The sequence below is a fragment of the Blastococcus sp. SYSU D00669 genome, assembly GCF_054050715.1.
The window spans coordinates 134,843-151,136 of sequence record NZ_JBJGZV010000002.1; the positions used below are offsets into that span (position 1 = coordinate 134,843).

Sequence of the window (16,294 nt, forward strand, 5' to 3'; positions counted from 1 at the left end):
TCAGAGGGTGGTGACGAAGTCGGCGAGCTGGGCGGCGTTGCGGCACTCGACCATGTCGATGACCTCGCCGTACTGGTCGGCGGCGGAGTCGCCGCTCCCCCACAGCCGCTGCGGCTCGGGGTTCAGCCAGTGCGCCGACCGGCTCCGCTTCACCATCTCGGCGAGCACCGGCAGGCCCGGGCGGCGGTAGTTGGTGCGCCCGTCCCCGAGCACGAGCAGCGACGACTTCGGCCCCAGCGCCGTCGGCCACCGGTCGAGGAACACCTCGAACGCGTTGCCGTAGTCGCTGTGCCCGTCGAAGGAGACGACGTCGGCCTCCCGCCCGATCCGGGACACCGCGTCGACGACGTCGGCGCCGGGCCGGAAGAACCGGGTGACCTCGTCGGTCGAGTCGACGAAGGCGAACGCCCGCACGCCGGTGAAGTGCTCGCGCAGCGCCTGGGTGAGCATCAGCGTGAAGTGGCTGAACCCGGCGACCGAGCCGGAGATGTCGCAGAGCACCACGAGCTCGGGCTTGTGCACCTTGCGCGGCCGGTGGTGGGTCACGACCGGCACGCCGCCGGTGCCCAGCGACGCCCGCACCGTCTTGCGGAAGTCCAGCCGCCCCTCCCGGCCGTGCCGGCGCCGCGCCGACAGCCGCACCGCCAGCCGGCGGGCCAGCGGCGCCACCGTCCGGCGCAACTCGGCCAGGTCCGACTGCTGGGCCCGCAGGAAGTCCACCTGGTCGGCCAGCGGCCGCACCGCGCTCTTGGCCACCCGGTCGCGGCCGCGCTGCTCGGCCGAGCGCCGCCGCACCTCCGCCTCCACCGCCGCCCGGAACGCCGCCAGCCGCTCGCGGATCGTCTGCCGCGCCACCTGCTCGGCCAGCCCGCCGCGCTCCCCGCCGTTCAGCAGGCCGGCCAGCAGCTGGGAGACCAGCGTGTCCGGGGAGAGCGCCCGCATCACCCGGTAGCTGAAGAACGACTGCCCCGACGGCGACGGCGCCGCCTGCCCCAGCAGGTCGACCGCCTGGCGGGCGAAGCGCCGCAGCGCCTCGTCGTCGCCGTCGAGCAGCAGCTGCAGCAGCTGCTCGCGCATAAGCTCGGTCATCCGGCCGGGATCGCCGTCGTCGGGCAGGTCCAGCGTCGTCCCGGGCTCGCCGTCGCCGTCCCCACCGGACGGCTCGCCGGCCGCCGGCCGGTCGCCCAACGGCCACCACAGGTCGAACAGCACGTCGTAGGCCGGGCGCTGCGCGGCCCGCTGCAGCAGCACCGCCGCCAGCCCGTGCCGCAGCTGCTCCCGGTCGAGCAGGTCCACCGCGGTGAGGATCTCGGCCGCGTCGACCGCCTGGCTGATCCCGACCGGGATCCCGGCCTCGCGGACCGCGCGCACGAAGCCGTCGAGGTGCCCGGCGAGCCCGCCGGGCTCCCGCGAGGCGGACGGCGCGCCCATCAGTTCAGCCGCAGCTCGGCCGCGGCCCGTTCCTGGTCGCTGGCGTGCTTGAGCACCACGCCCAGCGTCGACCTCACGGCGCCCTCGTCCAGGGTGTCCAGGCCCAGCTCCAGCAGGGTCTGCGCCCAGTCCAGCGTCTCGGAGATCGACGGCGACTTCTTCAGCTCCAGCGCCCGCAGCGCCCGGATGGTCCGCACCAGCTGCTCGGCCAGCCCCGGCGCCAGGTCGGGCACGCGGGAGAGCACGATCTCCCGCTCCCGCTCGGCCGACGGGTAGTCCAGCGCCAGGTACAGGCAGCGCCGCTTGAGCGCCTCCGACAGCTCGCGGGTTGCGTTCGAGGTGAGGACGACGGTGGGCCGGCGGGCCGCGGTGACCGTGCCGAGCTCGGGGATGGTGACCTGGAAGTCGCTGAGCACCTCCAGCAGCAGCCCCTCCACCTCGACGTCGGCCTTGTCGGTCTCGTCGACGAGCAGCACGGTCGGCTCGGTGCGCCGGATCGCGGTCAGCAGCGGCCGGGAGAGCAGGAACTCCTCGCCGAAGATGTCGTCGTGCACCGTGTCCCAGTCGGCGCCGTCCGTGCCCTGCGCCGCCTGGATCCGCAGCAGCTGCTTCTTGTAGTTCCACTCGTACAGCGCCCGCGCCTCGTCGAGGCCCTCGTAGCACTGCAGCCGGATCAGCTCCGAGCCCGTCGCCGCCGCCAGCGCCTTGGCCAGCTCGGTCTTGCCGGTGCCCGCCGGCCCCTCGACCAGCAGCGGCTTGCCCAGCCGGTCGGCGAGGAAGACGGTCGTGGCGATCTGCGCGTCGGGCAGGTAGCCGGCCGTCGACAGCCGCTTGCTGACGTCCGCGACCGAGGAGAACTGCGGGGACTGCGTCGGCGGGAGGGGCAAAGGAACTCCTAGCGGGTGTGGCCGTTCCCGGTGACCACGTAGGTGGTCGAGGTCAGTTCCGGCAGCCCCAGCGGCCCCCGGGCGTGCAGCTTCTGCGTGGAGATGCCGATCTCGGCGCCGAACCCGAACTCGCCGCCGTCGGTGAACCGGGTGGAGGCGTTCACCATCACCGCGGCCGCGTCCACCCCGGCGGTGAACGCCGCGATCGCCGTCGCCGAGTCGGCGACGATCGCCTCGGTGTGCCCGGTGCTCCACCGGGCGATGTGGTCCAGCGCGGCCGGCAGGTCGTCCACGACGCGCACGGCCATGTCCATCGACAGGTACTCGGTCGCCCAGTCCTCGTCGGTGGCCGGGCGGACGGCGTCGTGCGCGGCCCGGGCGGCGTCGTCGCCGTGCAGCGTCACGCCGGAGTCGGCCAGCGCGGCGAGCAGCCGCGGCAGGAACGGCACGTCGCGGTGCACGAGCAGCGTCTCGGCGGAGTTGCAGACGCTCACCCGGTGCGTCTTGGAGTTGAGGACGACGGCCTCGGCGATCGCCGGATCGGCGGAGGCATCGACGTAGACGTGGCAGTTGCCCTCGCCGGTCTCGATCACCGGCACCTTCGCCTCGTTCACCACCCGCTGGATCAGCGAGCCGCCGCCGCGCGGGATGACGACGTCGACGAACCCGCGGGCGCCCAGCAGCTCCCCGACCGACGCTCGGTCGGCCGGCAGCAGCCCGATCGAGCCCTCGGGCAGCCCGGCCTTGGCCGCCGCCTCGGTCATCACCGCCACGAGCACGGTGTTGGTGCGGAACGCCGACGCCGAGCCCCGCAGCAGCGCCGCGTTGCCGCTCTTCAGGCACAGGCCCGCGGCGTCGACGGTCACGTTGGGCCGCGCCTCGTAGACGATGCCGACCACGCCGAGCGGCACGCGGACCTGCTTGAGCTCCAGCCCGTTGGGCAGCCGCGACCCGCGGACGACGTCGCCCACCGGGTCGGGCAGCGCGATGAGCGTGCGCAGCGCGTCGGCGACCCCGGCCACCCGGCCGGCGTCCAGGCGCAGCCGGTCGACCGTCGACTCCGGCGTCCCGTCGGCGCGGGCGGCGGCCACGTCGGCGGCGTTGGCCTCGAGGATCTCGTCCACCCGCTCGACCAGCGCGTCGGCGATGGCGGCCAGGGCGCCGTCCTTCACGTCGGTGGGCAGGGTCCGCAGCACGCGGGAGGCCGCGCGCGCACGCAGCGCGGCGGCACCGATCAGCGGCAGGTCGGCGACGTCGGGCACGTCCGCGAGGGTACGCGGCCCGGTTCGCACCCAGAACTCAGCGCGGGACCTCCCACCCGGCGGTCACCGAGCGGCGGACCCGCTCCGGCTGGTCGCCGGCCTCGAGGAACACCGCGGTGGCCAGCGCCGGGCCGTGCACGTCCAGTGCGTCGCCGCCCAGGACGCCGGTGACCACCAGCATCGCCAGGCCGTGGCCGGCCGCCCAGAAGCGGACGGCGACGTCGTCGGGAGACGCCGTGAAGCGCCCGTCCGCCCGCGCCCGCTCGGCGCACCCGGCCAGCGCGGCCAGGCCCGCTCCCGCCGCCTCCGGGTCCTCCAGCTCCGCGGCGGCGTCGAACATCGCCCGGTACAGGTGCGGGACGGCCACCGCGACCCCGCAGTACGCCGAGCCCAGGGCGGCGAGGTCGCGCACCGGGTCGTCGGTGCGCGGCACGGCCTCCAGCGCGGCGTTGAGCCGGGTGAAGCCCTCCTGCCGGACCGCCCGCCACAGCCCCGGCATCCCCCCGAAGTGCGTGTAGACCGCCATCGTCGAGGTGCCGGTCGCCTCGACCAGCCCGCGCAGGGTCACCGGCTCACGGCGGGCGAGCAGCTCGGCGGCCCGCTCGACGAGAGTGGTGCGGACGGCGGGATCGGCGGCGCGCGGCACTTGCCCAGGATACATAGACCTGTTATACATAACACTGTCATGCAACCCCGAGGAGGGATCCCCGTCATGCCGGTCCAGCTGCTCGACCCCGCCGCCCTGCCCCAGCCCGAGCACTACCGCCAGGTCGCCGTGGCCACGGGCTCGCGCACCGTCTACCTCGCCGGCCAGGTGGCCCGCACCGCCGACGGCACGCCGGTCGGCGAGGGCGACCTCGCCGCGCAGGTCGAGCAGGCCTACCTCAACGTGTCCGCGGCCCTCGAGACCGTGGGCGGCAGCTTCGACGACGTCGCCAAGCTGACCGTCTACGTCGTCGACTGGAGCGCCGACAAGCTGGCCGCGCTCGGCGAGGGCGTGGCCCGGGCCGCGGCCCGCATGGGCAAGGACCCCGTCAAGCCGGTCACCCTGCTGTCGGTCTCCGGCCTCGGCGAGCCCGACCTGCTGGTCGAGGTGGAGGCCGTCGCCGTCCTACCGTGAGCTGTCAGCGGGCGCGCAGTGCCCGCAGCGCGTTCTTGCGGGCGTCGCCGGTCAGCCGGTCGAGGAAGACCTTGCCGTCGAGGTGGTCGACCTCGTGCTGCAGGCAGCGGGCCATGAGCCCCTCGCCCTCCAGCCGCAGCGGCTTGCCGTTGACGTCGAAACCCTCGGCGACGCACCACATCGCGCGCACGGTCGGCGCCCAGATGCCGGGCACCGACAGGCACCCCTCGTCGCCGTCCTGGGTCTCCTCGGAGCGCTCGGTGATCACCGGGTTGACCAGGTGCCCGATCTCGCCGTCGATGTTGTAGGAGAAGACCCGCAGGCTGACGCCGATCTGCGGGCCGGCCAGCCCGGCCCGCCCGGGGTGGTCGACGGTCTCCTCGAGGTCGCGGACGAGGGCGGCGAGGTCCTTGTCGAATGCCTTGACCTCGTCGGCGGGCGTGCGCAGCACCGGGTCGCCGAGCTCGCGGATGGGTCGGACGGTCACGGTCGCAGTCTGTCAGCCCAGTGACGGGCGCCGGACCAGCACCATCTCGTCGCGGTGGACGACCTCGCGCTGGTACTCCGGCTCCAGCTCGGTCGTCTTGCGGCCGAGCAGCGCCGGCAGCTCCCGGGAGTCGTAGGCGACCAGACCCCGGGCGACGACGACGCCGTCCGGTCCGACCAGCTCGACCGGGTCGTCGGCGAGGAACTCCCCCACCAGGCCGGTGATGCCGGCGGCGAGCAGCGAGGCGTGCCGCTCGCGGACGGCGGCCACCGCGCCCGCGTCCAGCAGCAGCCGCCCACGCGGCCGGGTGGCGAACCGCAGCCAGAACTGGCGCGTCCGCGGCCGCGGCGCCATGACCGCGAAGTGGGTGCCCACCTGCTCGCCGGCCAGCGCGGCGGCGGCCTGGGGGGTGGAGGTGACGACGACGGGCACGCCGGCGTGCGCGGCGATCAGCGCCGCCTCGACCTTGGTGGCCATGCCGCCGGTGCCGACCCCGTTGCGCTTGGCGGTGCCGAGCTCCACGGCGTCGAGCACCGCCGGGTCGGTCACGGTGTCGATCAGCCGGGCCGGGCCCTTGCGCGGGTCGCCGTCGTAGACGCCGTCGACGTCGGAGAGGAGGACGAGCGCGTCGGCCCTGACCACGTGCGCCACCAGGGCGGCCAGCCGGTCGTTGTCGCCGAAGCGGATCTCCTCGGTGGCCACGGTGTCGTTCTCGTTGACGATCGGCAGGGCGCCGAGCGCGATCAGCCGGTCGAGGGTGCGCTCGGCGTTGCGGTAGTGACTGCGCCGGGTGAGGTCGTCGGCGGTGAGCAGCACCTGCCCGACCGTGACCCCGTGCCGGGCGAAGGCGTCGGCGTAGGTCTCCACGAGCCGCAGCTGGCCGACGCTTGCCGCCGCCTGGGCGGTCGCCAGGTCGCGTGGCCGGCCGGAGATGCCCAGCGGCGCGAGCCCGGCGGCGATGGCGCCGGAGGAGACCAGCACGACCTCGCGGCCGGCGGCGCGCAGCCCGCCGAGGACGTCGACGAGCGCGGTGAGCCGCTCGGCGTCCAGCCCGCCGGGCAGCGTGGTCAGCGACGACGACCCGACCTTGACGACGACCCGCTGCGCCTTGGCGATCTCCGGGCGCGCCGTCACTCCAGCTCCTCCAGGTCCTCGTCGGTCCAGCCGTCCTCGGTGACCTCGTAGGGCACCCGCCGGGCCTTCTTGGCCGCGAGCCGCTCGGCCGCGCCGACCCGCTCGGTCGTCTCCAGCCGGTTGTCGGTGCCGCGGCCGCCGAGGCCGGCGGCCTCCTCGGCCGACAGCGTGCCGGCCGGCAGCGTGGGCACCCAGTCGAAGGTGACGTCGCCGATGGTGACCGCGTCGCCCTCGACCGCGCCCGCCCGGGCCAGCTCCTCCTCCACACCCAGCCGGTTGAGCCGGTCGGCGAGGTAGCCCACGGCCTCGTCGTTGGCGAAGTCGGTCTGCCGCACCCAGCGCTCGGGCTTGGCGCCGCGGACGACGAACGCTCCGCCCTCGCCCAGCCCCGCCCCGGCCGGGTCGCGCTCGACGGTGAACCCCGAGTCGTCGACCGCCCGCGGGGTGAGCGTCACCCGCACCGGCTCCGGCGGCGGCAGCGTGGCGCGGTGCTCCTCGACCGCGGCGGCCAGGGCGTAGCCCAGCTCGGGCAGCCCCTCGCCGGTGGCCGCGCTGACCGGGAAGACCCGCAGACCGAGCTTCTCCAGCGACTCGCGCACCAGGTCGACCAGGTCGCGCGCGTCCGGCACGTCGATCTTGTTGAGGACGGCGAACCGGAGCCGTCCCACCAGGTCGAGCTCGTCGCCGCCGTACTCGCGCAGCTCGTGGGTGAGCACCTCGATGTCGGTCTCCGGGTCGCGGCCCGGCTCCATGGTCGCCATGTCGACCACGTGCACCAGGACGGCGCAGCGCTCGACGTGGCGGAGGAACTGCAGGCCGAGACCCTTGCCCGTGGAGGCGCCCGGGATCAGGCCGGGGACGTCGGCCATGGTGAAGGTGACGTCGCCGGCGCGGACGACACCGAGGTTGGGCACCAGCGTGGTGAACGGGTAGTCGGCGATCTTGGGGCGCGCGGCCGACATCGCGGCCACCAGCGACGACTTGCCGGCCGACGGGTACCCGACCAGGCCGACGTCGGCGATGCTCTTGAGCTCCAGGACGGCGTCGACCGCCTCGCCGGGCTCGCCGAGCAGGGCGAAGCCGGGGGCCCGGCGCCGCGGGTTGGCCAGCGCGGCGTTGCCGAGGCCGCCCTTGCCGCCGGCGGCGAGCACCACGCGGGTGCCGGCGCCCATCAGGTCGGCGACGACCTCGCCGTCCACGACGACGACCGTGCCCTCGGGGACCCGCAGCACGCGGTCCTCGCCCTTCGCGCCGTTGCGGTTGCTGCCGGCGCCGGGGCGGCCGTTGCCGGCTTTCTGGTGCGGGCGGTGGTGGAAGTCCAGCAGCGTGTGCACGCTGGGGTCGACCTCGAGGACGACGTCCCCGCCGTCCCCGCCGTTGCCGCCGTCGGGCCCGCCGAGCGGCTTGAACTTCTCCCGGTGGACCGACGCGACGCCGTGGCCGCCGTTGCCGGCGGCGACGTGGACCGTCACCCGGTCGACGAACGCGGCCACTGCTGCGGTCTCCTACCTGCTGCTACGAAACGCGGGCACCCCGACGTCGTGCCGACGCCGGGGTGCCCGTGAGGGGAACTGGGAGGTGCTCAGGCCTCGACGGCGGTGATCGACACCGTCTTGCGGCCCCGGCGGGTGCCGAAGGTCACGGCACCGGGCTCGAGCGCGAACAGCGTGTCGTCGCCGCCACGGCCGACCCCGAGACCGGGGTGGAAGTGGGTGCCGCGCTGGCGGACGATGATCTCGCCGGCCTTGACGACCTGGCCGCCGAAGCGCTTGACGCCGAGCCGCTGGGCGTTGGAGTCGCGGCCGTTGCGGGAGGACGAGGCGCCCTTCTTGTGTGCCATCTCGGCGTCAGCCCTTCGTGATGTCGCGGACCACGACGTCGGTCAGGGGCTGACGGTGCCCCTGCCGCTTGTGGTAGCCGGTCTTGTTCTTGAACTTGTGGATCTTGATCTTCGGGCCCTTGCCGTGGCCCACGATCTCGCCGGTCACGGTCACCGTGGCCAGCGCGGCGGCGTCGCTGGTGACGCTGTCGCCGTCGACCAGCAGGATCGCCGGGAGGGTGACGGTGTCGCCCGCCTCACCGGCCAGGCGGTTGACCGTGAACCGGTCCCCGACAGCCACCTTGTGCTGGCTGCCGCCGGCCTTCACGACTGCGTACACCACTGACTCCTCGTTCTTCCTCTAGCTCTGTGTCCTGCGCGCACGATCCGGTTCGGCGCCGGGTGCTGGACGGGTCGCGCTCGCCGGCGCGGCGGCACCGGGAGGTGCGCAGCCGGGGCGGTGCAACCCGACCAGCGTACCCGAGGGACGCCGGGCCGGTCGAACCCGCCCTCAGGCGACCGGCGGTCCGGCCGGGCGGCTGGCGGCCCGCCGGCGGCGCGGCCGCGGCACCGACCCGACCTCCGGGGGCACCTCGGCGTCCGCGGCGGGCGCCGGCTCCTCGGTCACCGGCTCGATCGCGGCCTCGTCGGTCACCGCGACGGTCTCGCCCGGCAGCTCGACGACGTCCTCCACGACCGCCTCGGCGGCCGGCTCGGGAGCCGGCTCGGCCTCGACGGCGATCGCCTCGTCGCCGGCCGGCGGCTCCTCGGTCGCGGCGGCGTCGGCGCCGACCTCGACCGGCACCTCGTCCAGGGTCGCGGTGAGCACCGCGGCGTCCTCGGCGGCGCGCTCCTCCCCCGACTGGCCGCGGTTGCGCCGGCCGCGGTTGCGGCGGCCGCCGCCGGCGCGGACGACCTCGCCGTCCTCGTCGGTCGTGACCTCGGCCGCGGGAGCCGCGGGCGCCTCGGGCTCCTTGGCCTTGTCCGCACCCTTGTCGGCGCCCTTGTCGGCGCCCTTGTCGCGGTCGCGCTCGGCGCGGCCGGAGTCGCGCCGGCCGTTGCCGCCGCCGTTGCTCCCGCCGCCGCCACCCCCGCGGCGCTTCTCGTCGACGGGGTCGGTGTGCACGAGCACGCCCCGGCCGCGGCAGTGCTCGCACGGCTCGGAGAAGACCTCGAGCAGGCCCTGGCCGACCCGCTTGCGGGTCATCTGCACCAGGCCCAGCGAGGTGACCTCGGCGACCTGGTGCTTGGTCCGGTCGCGGCCCAGGCACTCGGTGAGCCGCCGCAGCACGAGGTCGCGGTTGCTCTCGAGCACCATGTCGATGAAGTCGATGACGATGATGCCGCCGATGTCGCGCAGCCGGAGCTGGCGGACGATCTCCTCGGCCGCCTCCATGTTGTTGCGCGTGACGGTCTGCTCGAGGTTGCCGCCGGAGCCGGTGAACTTGCCGGTGTTGACGTCGATGACCGTCATGGCCTCGGTGCGGTCGATCACCAGCGAGCCGCCCGAGGGCAGCCACACCTTGCGGTCGAGGGCCTTGGCGAGCTGCTCGTCGACGCGCAGGTCGGCGAACACGTCGCCGGTGCCGGCGTAGCGGGTCAGCCGGCCGACCAGCTCCGGGGAGACGTGCGCGACGTAGGCCTCGACGGTGTCCCAGGCGTCGTCGCCCTGGACGACGAGCTCCTTGAAGTCCTCGTTGAAGACGTCGCGGATGACCCGGATCGCCAGGTCGGGCTCGCCGTACAGCAGGGTCGGCGCGTTGCTGGTCGACGAGGCCTTCTGGGAGATGACCTCCCACTGCGCCTTGAGCCGGTTGACGTCGCGGGTGAGCTCCTCCTCCGAGGCGCCCTCCGCGGCGGTCCGGATGATCACGCCGGCGTCCTCGGGGACGATCTTCTTGAGGACGTCCTTGAGCCGCTGCCGCTCGGTGTCGGGCAGCTTGCGGCTGATGCCGGTCATCGAGCCGCCGGGCACGTAGACCAGGAACCGGCCGGGCAGGTTGATCTGCTGGGTCAGCCGGGCACCCTTGTGCCCGATCGGGTCCTTGGTGACCTGCACCAGCACCTTGTCGCCGGACTTCAGCGCGGTCTCGATCGAGCGCTGCTTGCCCGACAGGCCGGCGGCGTCCCAGTTGACCTCGCCGGCGTAGAGGACGGCGTTGCGGCCCTTGCCGATGTCGACGAAGGCCGCCTCCATGCTCGGCAGCACGTTCTGCACGCGGCCGAGGTAGACGTTGCCGGCGAACGAGGTCGCCTGCGCCTGGGTGACGTAGTGCTCGACGAGGATGTCGTCCTCGAGGACGGCGATCTGCGTGCGCTCGCCGCGCTGGCGGATGACCATCTTGCGGTCGACGGCCTCGCGGCGGGCGAGGAACTCGGACTCGGTGAGGATCGGCGTCCGCCGCCGGCCGTTGTCGCGGCCGTCCCGTCGGCGCTGCCGCTTGGCCTCGAGGCGGGTCGAGCCGGTGACCCCGCGGACGTCGTCGTCGCTGGTGGTGCGGCCGTCGCGGCCGGCCCGCTCGGGGCGCTCGTCGTCGCCGGTCTCGCCGCGGTCCTCGCTGCTCCCCCGGCGACGGCGGCGGCGCCGGCGGCGGGTGGTGGAGCCGGTCTCGGCCTCCTCGGTGTCGCCGTCCTCGTCGGCGTCGCCCTCGGTCTCGTCGACGTCCTCGGTGTCGTCGGCCTGCTCGTCGCGGGCCTCGTCGGTCTCCTCGCCGTCCTCGTCGGAGTCGCCGTCCTCGCTGGTGCGGCCCCGCCCGCGGCCGCGGCGGCCGCGCCGGCGGCGCCGGCTGGCGGTGGTCGAGCTCTCGTCGCGGTCGGCGTCGTCGTCGCCGGCCTCGTCGGTCTCCTCGACGTCCTCGTCCTCGGTGGTGGTCACCTCGACGTCCTCGGGCTCGGGACGGCGGCGGGACCGGCTGCGCCGCGGCCGGGACGGCGCCGCGTCCTCGTCGGCGGCGGGCTCGGGCGCGAGGTCGGCGTCCTCGACCTCCGGGCTCTCGGCGGGCCGGCGGCTGCGGCGCCGCGGTGCGGGGGCGGCCTCGGCGTGCGGGGCCACGAAGCTCACGAACGCGGGGACGGCCGCCGCCGGCGGGACGACCGGCTCGACCGAGTCCGGGTCGGGCGCGGCGACCGGGCGGGTGGCCCGGCGGCGGGGGCGGGCGACGACCGCGGTCGGCTCCGGGGAGCTGAACTGGGCCCCGAACGGGGAGACCGGCTCGTGCTCGTGCTCGGGCTCGGGTTCGGATCCGGCGACCTCGGCGGTGGCCTCCTCGGCCTCCTCCTCGGGCACCGGGGTCTCGTCGCGGAGCGGCTGCTCGGCGCCGTCCGCCTCCGGGGCGGCTGCGGTCGTGTCGTCGTTCTGGTCTGCCACGAGGGCCTCCTCGTACGTCCCCGGGCGCCGATCTCTCGACTGGCGGCCGCGCAGGAACGCGGGGTCAGGGCGGGGCTGGGCGACCGCACGGGGTGCGGCGGGTCGCCCGACCCGCGAAGTCTGTGGGCGGTCCCTGCGCGGCGGTTGCCGGCCGGGGACCGGTGGTGCGGGGTGCTGCGGTGGTGCCGGGTCTTCGGGTGCGGCACGCCTGGCAGCCGTGCGCGCGTACGGCGCGGGGCGCCGGTTCGCCGGTCAGACCGCCGCGTGCTCCCCCTGGCAGCGGGTGCGCGCCGCACGGTCGGGACCGAGCGGATCGGCCACGGTCCCGTCGTCGTCGAGCCGGCCTTGCGCCTCACGCACGGCCCGTGGGGGCGACGGCGGGCGCAGGTCGGCGACGGCAGCGAGAGCGGCCACCACGTCGTCTGGTCGAACAGCGGGCGTCACCTGCCGGACGACCACGTCCAGTATGGCACAACCTGCCTCCTCGCCCGCCGACGCGCGGGCGACGGCGGCCCGCGCGTCGACGTCGCGCAGGCCGTTCTTGGTGCGCCGCGGCACGGTGACCTCGTCGCGGACCAGGAACTCCGCCACGGCCGCCGCGAGCGCGGCGGGCGGCACGCCGGGCAGCTCGACCCGCCAGCGGGACGCGTCGATCCGGTCGGCCAGCGACCCGGTGCCCTCGGCGGCCTCCACGCACTCGAGGACGGCGACGTCGGGCGGGAGCGCGGCGTCCAGGGCGGCCCGGACCTCCTCCGGGTCGCGCCGCTCGGCCAGCCCGAGCTCGACGTACTCGGCCTCGCTGGCCGCGCCGGTCGGCGCCGCGCCGAGGTAGGAGATCTTGGGGTGCGGGGTGAACCCGGCGGAGAAGGCCATCGGCACCCGGGCGCGCCGCAGCGCCCGCTCCAGCGCCCGGGCGAGGTCGCGGTGCGAGGCGAAGCGCAGCCGGCCGCGCTTGGCGTAGCGCAGGCGCAGCTTCTGCACGGTCGGGGGCGGCGGCGGCCCCTCGGGCATGCGGGCCACTAGCGGCCGACCACCGTCAGCGGCAGCAGGCTGCGCCCGGTCGGGCCGATCTGGATCTCGGTGCCCATGGTCGGGCAGACACCGCAGTCGTAGCAGCCGGTCCAGCGGCAGTCGCCGACCTCCTCCTCGGAGATCGCCTCCTGCCAGTCCTCCCAGAGCCACTCCTTGTCCAGCCCGGAGTCGAGGTGGTCCCAGGGCAGCACCTCGTGCTCGGTGCGCTCGCGGGTGGTGAACCAGTCGAGGTCGATGCCGAACACGGCGAGCTCCTCGGCGGCGGCCGCCGTCCACCGCTCGAAGGAGAAGTGCTCGCTCCAGCCGTCGAACCTCCCGCCCTCGCGCCAGACCCGCTCGATCACGCGGCCGACGCGGCGGTCGCCGCGGGAGAGCAGGCCCTCGACGATGCCGGGCTTGCCGTCGTGGTACCGCAGGCCGATCGCGCGGCCGACCCGCTTGTCGGCGTTGATCGCCTGGCGCAGCACGCGCAGCCGGTGGTCGATGGTCTCGGCGCTGGCCTGCCCGGCCCACTGGAACGGGGTGTGCGGCTTGGGCACGAAGCCGCCGATCGAGACGGTGCAGCGGATGTCGCGCGACCCGCTGGCCTCGCGGCCGGCGCGGATGACCTCGACGGCGAGCTCGGCGATCTCGAGGACGTCCTCGTCGGTCTCCGTGGGGAGCCCGCACATGAAGTAGAGCTTCACCTGCCGCCAGCCGTTGGCGTAGGCGGTGGTGACCGTGCGGACGAGGTCCTCCTTGGACACCGTCTTGTTGATCACCCGCCGGATCCGCTCGCTGCCGCCCTCGGGGGCGAAGGTGAGGCCGCTGCGCCGTCCGTTGCGGGACAGCTCGTTGGCCAGGGTGACGTTGAAGGCGTCGACGCGGGTCGACGGCAGCGACAGCCCGGTGTTGGTGCCCTCGTAGCGGTCGGCGAGCTCCTTGGCGACCTGGCCGATCTCGGAGTGGTCGGCGCTGGACAGCGACAGCAGCCCGACCTCCTCGTAGCCGGTGGCGCGCAGGCCCTGGTCGACCATGGAGCCGATGCCGGTGATCGTCCGCTCGCGCACCGGGCGGGTGATCATCCCGGCCTGGCAGAAGCGGCAGCCGCGGGTGCAGCCGCGGAAGATCTCGACGCTCATCCGCTCGTGGACGCTCTCGGCCATCGGCACCAGCGGCGTCTTCGGGTAGGGCCACTCGTCGAGGTCCATCACCGTCCGCTTGGACACCCGGGGCGGGACGTCGTCCCGGGTGCGGTTGACGGCGGCGATGGTGCCGTCGGGGGCGTAGGAGACGGCGTAGAAGCGGGGCACGTAGACGCCCTCGACCCGGGCCAGCCGGGCGAGCAGCTCCTCCCGCCCGCCGGGGCGGCCCTGCTGCTTCCAGGCACGGACGACGTCGGTGATGTCGCCGACGACCTGCTCCCCGTCGCCGAGGACGGCGCAGTCGACGAAGTCGGCGATCGGCTCGGGGTTGAACGCCGCGTGCCCGCCGGCGACCACCACCGGGTGGGTCTCGTCGCGGTCGACCGCGTGCAGCGGGACGCCGGCGAGGTCGAGCGCCTCGAGCAGGTTGGTGTAGCCGAGCTCGGTGGCGAAGCTGACGCCGAGCAGGTCGAAGTCGCGCACCGGCCGGTGGCCGTCGACGGTGAACTGGCCGACGCCGTGCTCGCGCATGAGCGCCGCGAGGTCCGGCCAGACCGCGTAGGTGCGCTCGGCCAGGGCGTCGGGCCGCTCGTTGAGCACCTCGTAGAGGATCATGAGGCCCTGGTTGGGCAGCCCCACCTCGTAGGCGTCGGGGTACATCAGCGCCCAGTGGACGTCGACGGCGTCCCACTCCTTGACCTGGGAGTTCAGCTCACCGCCCACGTACTGGATCGGCTTCTGGACCTGGGCCAGGAGCGGCTCGAGGACGGGGTACAGCGACTCACCAGACATGACCGGTCCAGGGTAGCCGCCGCCGGCGCGGCCTCCCCCGGCCCGCTGCGGGTTGATCATCGGCTCGGTGCCGCCGGACACGCCGCCGCCCGGCGCGTCCAACGGCAACGACTCCGTGATCGAGCAGGCACCACCACGATCCTCGAGTACTGGATCCCGGCCGAGTCGACCATCGGCAGGTGGCTGGTCGACACGCCGGCGAGGGCAGCCACCCGCCGATGATCAACTACTTCAGGAGCAGGTTGCCCAGGCGGCGGGCGCCGATCGCGAGCCCGACCAGGCCCATGACCAGCAGGTACGCCGCGTGGCCCAGCAGCGACCAGCCGACGTCGCCGGTCACCAGTCCGCGCACCAGCTCGATGCCGTGGTACAGCGGCGTGCACCGGACGACGACCTGCAGCGGCTCGGGGTAGGTCGACAGCGGGTAGAAGGTCGTGGAGAACAGGAACAGCGGCAGCAGCGCCAGCTGGACGAACTCGAAGTCCTGCCAGCCGCGCAGGAACGTGGTCGCGGCCAGGCCGACGGCGGCGAACGCGAAGCCGATGAGGATCGCCGCCGGCAGCGCCAGCACCGCCCACCACGAGCCCACCAGCCCGAGCACGGTCATGATCACCAGGAACGCCGCCGAGTAGGTGGCGCCCCGCAGCAGCGACCAGATGGTCTCCCCCACCGCGGCGTCGGGCGCCGACAGCGGCGTGGCCAGGACGGCGTCGTAGAGCTTCGAGTACCGCAGCTTGAAGAACAGGTTGAAGACCGAGTCGTAGATCGCGCCGTTCATCGCCGCGGCCGCCATCAGCCCCGGCGCCACGAACTGCTGGTAGGTCAGCGCCGAGCCGGAGTCGGTGACCACGGTGCCGACCAGCCCGCCGATGCCCACGCCGATGGACAGCAGGTAGAAGAACGGCTCGAAGAGCCCGGAGACGAACAGCAGCCAGGTGCGCCGGGCGACCAGCAGGTTGCGGGCGACCAGGTGTCCCGCCCGGCGGGCCGACAGCGGGTAGAGCGGGAAGACCCGCCACAGCAGCGCCTGCCGCGGGGCCGCGGCCTCGACGGCGGTCACGTGACCAGCCGCCGGCGGAACGCGCGCCCGGCGAGACGCACGCCGACGAGGAACCAGAGCAGCAGGTAGCCGACGCTCACCAGCGCCGGCCCCGCCTCCAGCGTGCCGAGCGCCAGCCCGCGGGACAGCGCGACGCCGTGCCACAGCGGGGTCGCGTAGGCGATCCACTCGAAGACCGCCGGCAGCTGGCTGACCGGGAAGAACGTCCCCGAGAACAGGAACATGGGCAGGATCAGGAACCGCTGCAGCCCGGCGAACCCGGAGTCGTTGTCGAGCGTGGCCGCGAACGCGGTGATGGGCGCGGCGAACGCCAGCCCGGTGAGCAGCGCGGCCGGAAGCGCGAGCAGCACCAGGGCGCTGTCGGCGGCGCCGAAGAGCACGAGCACGCCGAGGAACAGCGCCGCCGACGTCCCCACCCGGAACGAGACGTACAGCAGGTGCCCGACCAGCAGGTCGCGGACGCCGGCCGGGGTAGCCAGCACCGCCTCGTAGGTCTTGTCCCACTTGATCGAGCCGAGCACCGGGTAGGTCGACTCGAAGCTGGCCAGCTGCATCGCGGCGGCGGCCAGGAGCCCCGGCGCCAGGAACGACAGGTAGCTCACGCCGCCGGGCAGCTCGCCCGGCCCGCGGTCGACGAGCACCCCGAGGGTCAGCCCCATCGCGGCGAGGAACAGCGCCGGTTCCAGCACGCTGCTCACCAGGCTGCTGCGCCAGTAGTGCCGGTAGGCGGTCAGCCGGTGGGCGGCGAAGGCCAGCGCGCCGGGCGCGGGAGCGGTCAC

At 74.5% G+C, this 16,294-nt stretch carries 15 protein-coding genes; 1 reads left to right on the forward strand and 14 read right to left on the reverse strand.

What is annotated here, in order from left to right:
• Genes ACI8AF_RS02935 through ACI8AF_RS02950 form a run of 4 tightly spaced genes read right to left on the reverse strand, consistent with a single transcriptional unit; the run spans position 1 to position 4,226 of the window.
• Complete coding sequence (locus ACI8AF_RS02935) at positions 1-1,431, reverse strand: vWA domain-containing protein (RefSeq protein WP_456538162.1); 1,431 nt, start codon at positions 1,429-1,431, stop codon at positions 1-3.
• A complete protein-coding gene (locus ACI8AF_RS02940) occupies positions 1,431-2,318 on the reverse strand; it encodes an AAA family ATPase (protein WP_456538163.1) in 888 nt (295 codons plus the stop codon). The genes ACI8AF_RS02935 and ACI8AF_RS02940 overlap by 1 nt, the downstream gene beginning before the upstream one ends.
• An 8-nt stretch (positions 2,319-2,326) precedes the next feature.
• Positions 2,327-3,580, reverse strand: coding sequence for a glutamate-5-semialdehyde dehydrogenase (locus tag ACI8AF_RS02945; protein ID WP_456538164.1), 1,254 nt, complete (start codon positions 3,578-3,580; stop codon positions 2,327-2,329).
• A 37-nt stretch (positions 3,581-3,617) separates the two neighbouring features.
• On the reverse strand, positions 3,618-4,226 hold the full coding sequence (locus ACI8AF_RS02950; protein WP_456538165.1) for a TetR/AcrR family transcriptional regulator: 609 nt from the start codon (positions 4,224-4,226) through the stop codon (positions 3,618-3,620).
• A gap of 66 nt (positions 4,227-4,292) precedes the next feature.
• Between ACI8AF_RS02950 and ACI8AF_RS02955 the strand changes: the two genes are divergently transcribed.
• Positions 4,293-4,700 carry a RidA family protein gene (locus tag ACI8AF_RS02955; RefSeq protein WP_456538166.1) on the forward strand — a complete coding sequence of 136 codons (408 nt, stop codon included), beginning with the start codon at positions 4,293-4,295 and terminating at the stop codon, positions 4,698-4,700.
• Between the two features lie 4 nt (positions 4,701-4,704).
• Here the strand turns inward: ACI8AF_RS02955 and def are convergent, their stop codons facing one another.
• From def to ACI8AF_RS03005, 10 genes are all read right to left on the reverse strand, one after another.
• Positions 4,705-5,187: a peptide deformylase gene (def, locus tag ACI8AF_RS02960; protein ID WP_456538167.1), complete on the reverse strand. Its 483-nt coding sequence runs from the start codon at positions 5,185-5,187 to the stop codon at positions 4,705-4,707.
• A gap of 12 nt (positions 5,188-5,199) precedes the next feature.
• Positions 5,200-6,321, reverse strand: a complete 1,122-nt coding sequence (gene proB / locus ACI8AF_RS02965; protein WP_456538168.1) for a glutamate 5-kinase — start codon at positions 6,319-6,321, stop codon at positions 5,200-5,202.
• Positions 6,318-7,814, reverse strand: coding sequence for a GTPase ObgE (gene obgE / locus ACI8AF_RS02970; protein ID WP_456538169.1), 1,497 nt, complete (start codon positions 7,812-7,814; stop codon positions 6,318-6,320). Before obgE ends, proB begins: the two co-directional genes overlap by 4 nt.
• Before the next feature lie 89 nt (positions 7,815-7,903).
• Positions 7,904-8,161: a 50S ribosomal protein L27 gene (gene rpmA / locus ACI8AF_RS02975; RefSeq protein ID WP_456538170.1), complete on the reverse strand. Its 258-nt coding sequence runs from the start codon at positions 8,159-8,161 to the stop codon at positions 7,904-7,906.
• 7 nt (positions 8,162-8,168) lie between these two features.
• Positions 8,169-8,480: a 50S ribosomal protein L21 gene (gene rplU / locus ACI8AF_RS02980; RefSeq protein WP_456538171.1), complete on the reverse strand. Its 312-nt coding sequence runs from the start codon at positions 8,478-8,480 to the stop codon at positions 8,169-8,171.
• 171 nt (positions 8,481-8,651) lie between these two features.
• Positions 8,652-11,507: an Rne/Rng family ribonuclease gene (locus tag ACI8AF_RS02985; protein ID WP_456538172.1), complete on the reverse strand. Its 2,856-nt coding sequence runs from the start codon at positions 11,505-11,507 to the stop codon at positions 8,652-8,654.
• A gap of 252 nt (positions 11,508-11,759) precedes the next feature.
• Positions 11,760-12,518, reverse strand: coding sequence for a TIGR03936 family radical SAM-associated protein (locus ACI8AF_RS02990; protein ID WP_456538173.1), 759 nt, complete (start codon positions 12,516-12,518; stop codon positions 11,760-11,762).
• Positions 12,519-12,526: 8 nt separating this feature from the next.
• Positions 12,527-14,557, reverse strand: a complete 2,031-nt coding sequence (locus tag ACI8AF_RS02995; RefSeq protein ID WP_456538174.1) for a TIGR03960 family B12-binding radical SAM protein — start codon at positions 14,555-14,557, stop codon at positions 12,527-12,529.
• A 124-nt stretch (positions 14,558-14,681) separates the two neighbouring features.
• Positions 14,682-15,515, reverse strand: a complete 834-nt coding sequence (locus ACI8AF_RS03000; RefSeq protein ID WP_456538175.1) for an ABC transporter permease — start codon at positions 15,513-15,515, stop codon at positions 14,682-14,684.
• Complete coding sequence (locus ACI8AF_RS03005; protein WP_456538176.1) at positions 15,512-16,294, reverse strand: ABC transporter permease; 783 nt, start codon at positions 16,292-16,294, stop codon at positions 15,512-15,514. The genes ACI8AF_RS03000 and ACI8AF_RS03005 overlap by 4 nt, the downstream gene beginning before the upstream one ends.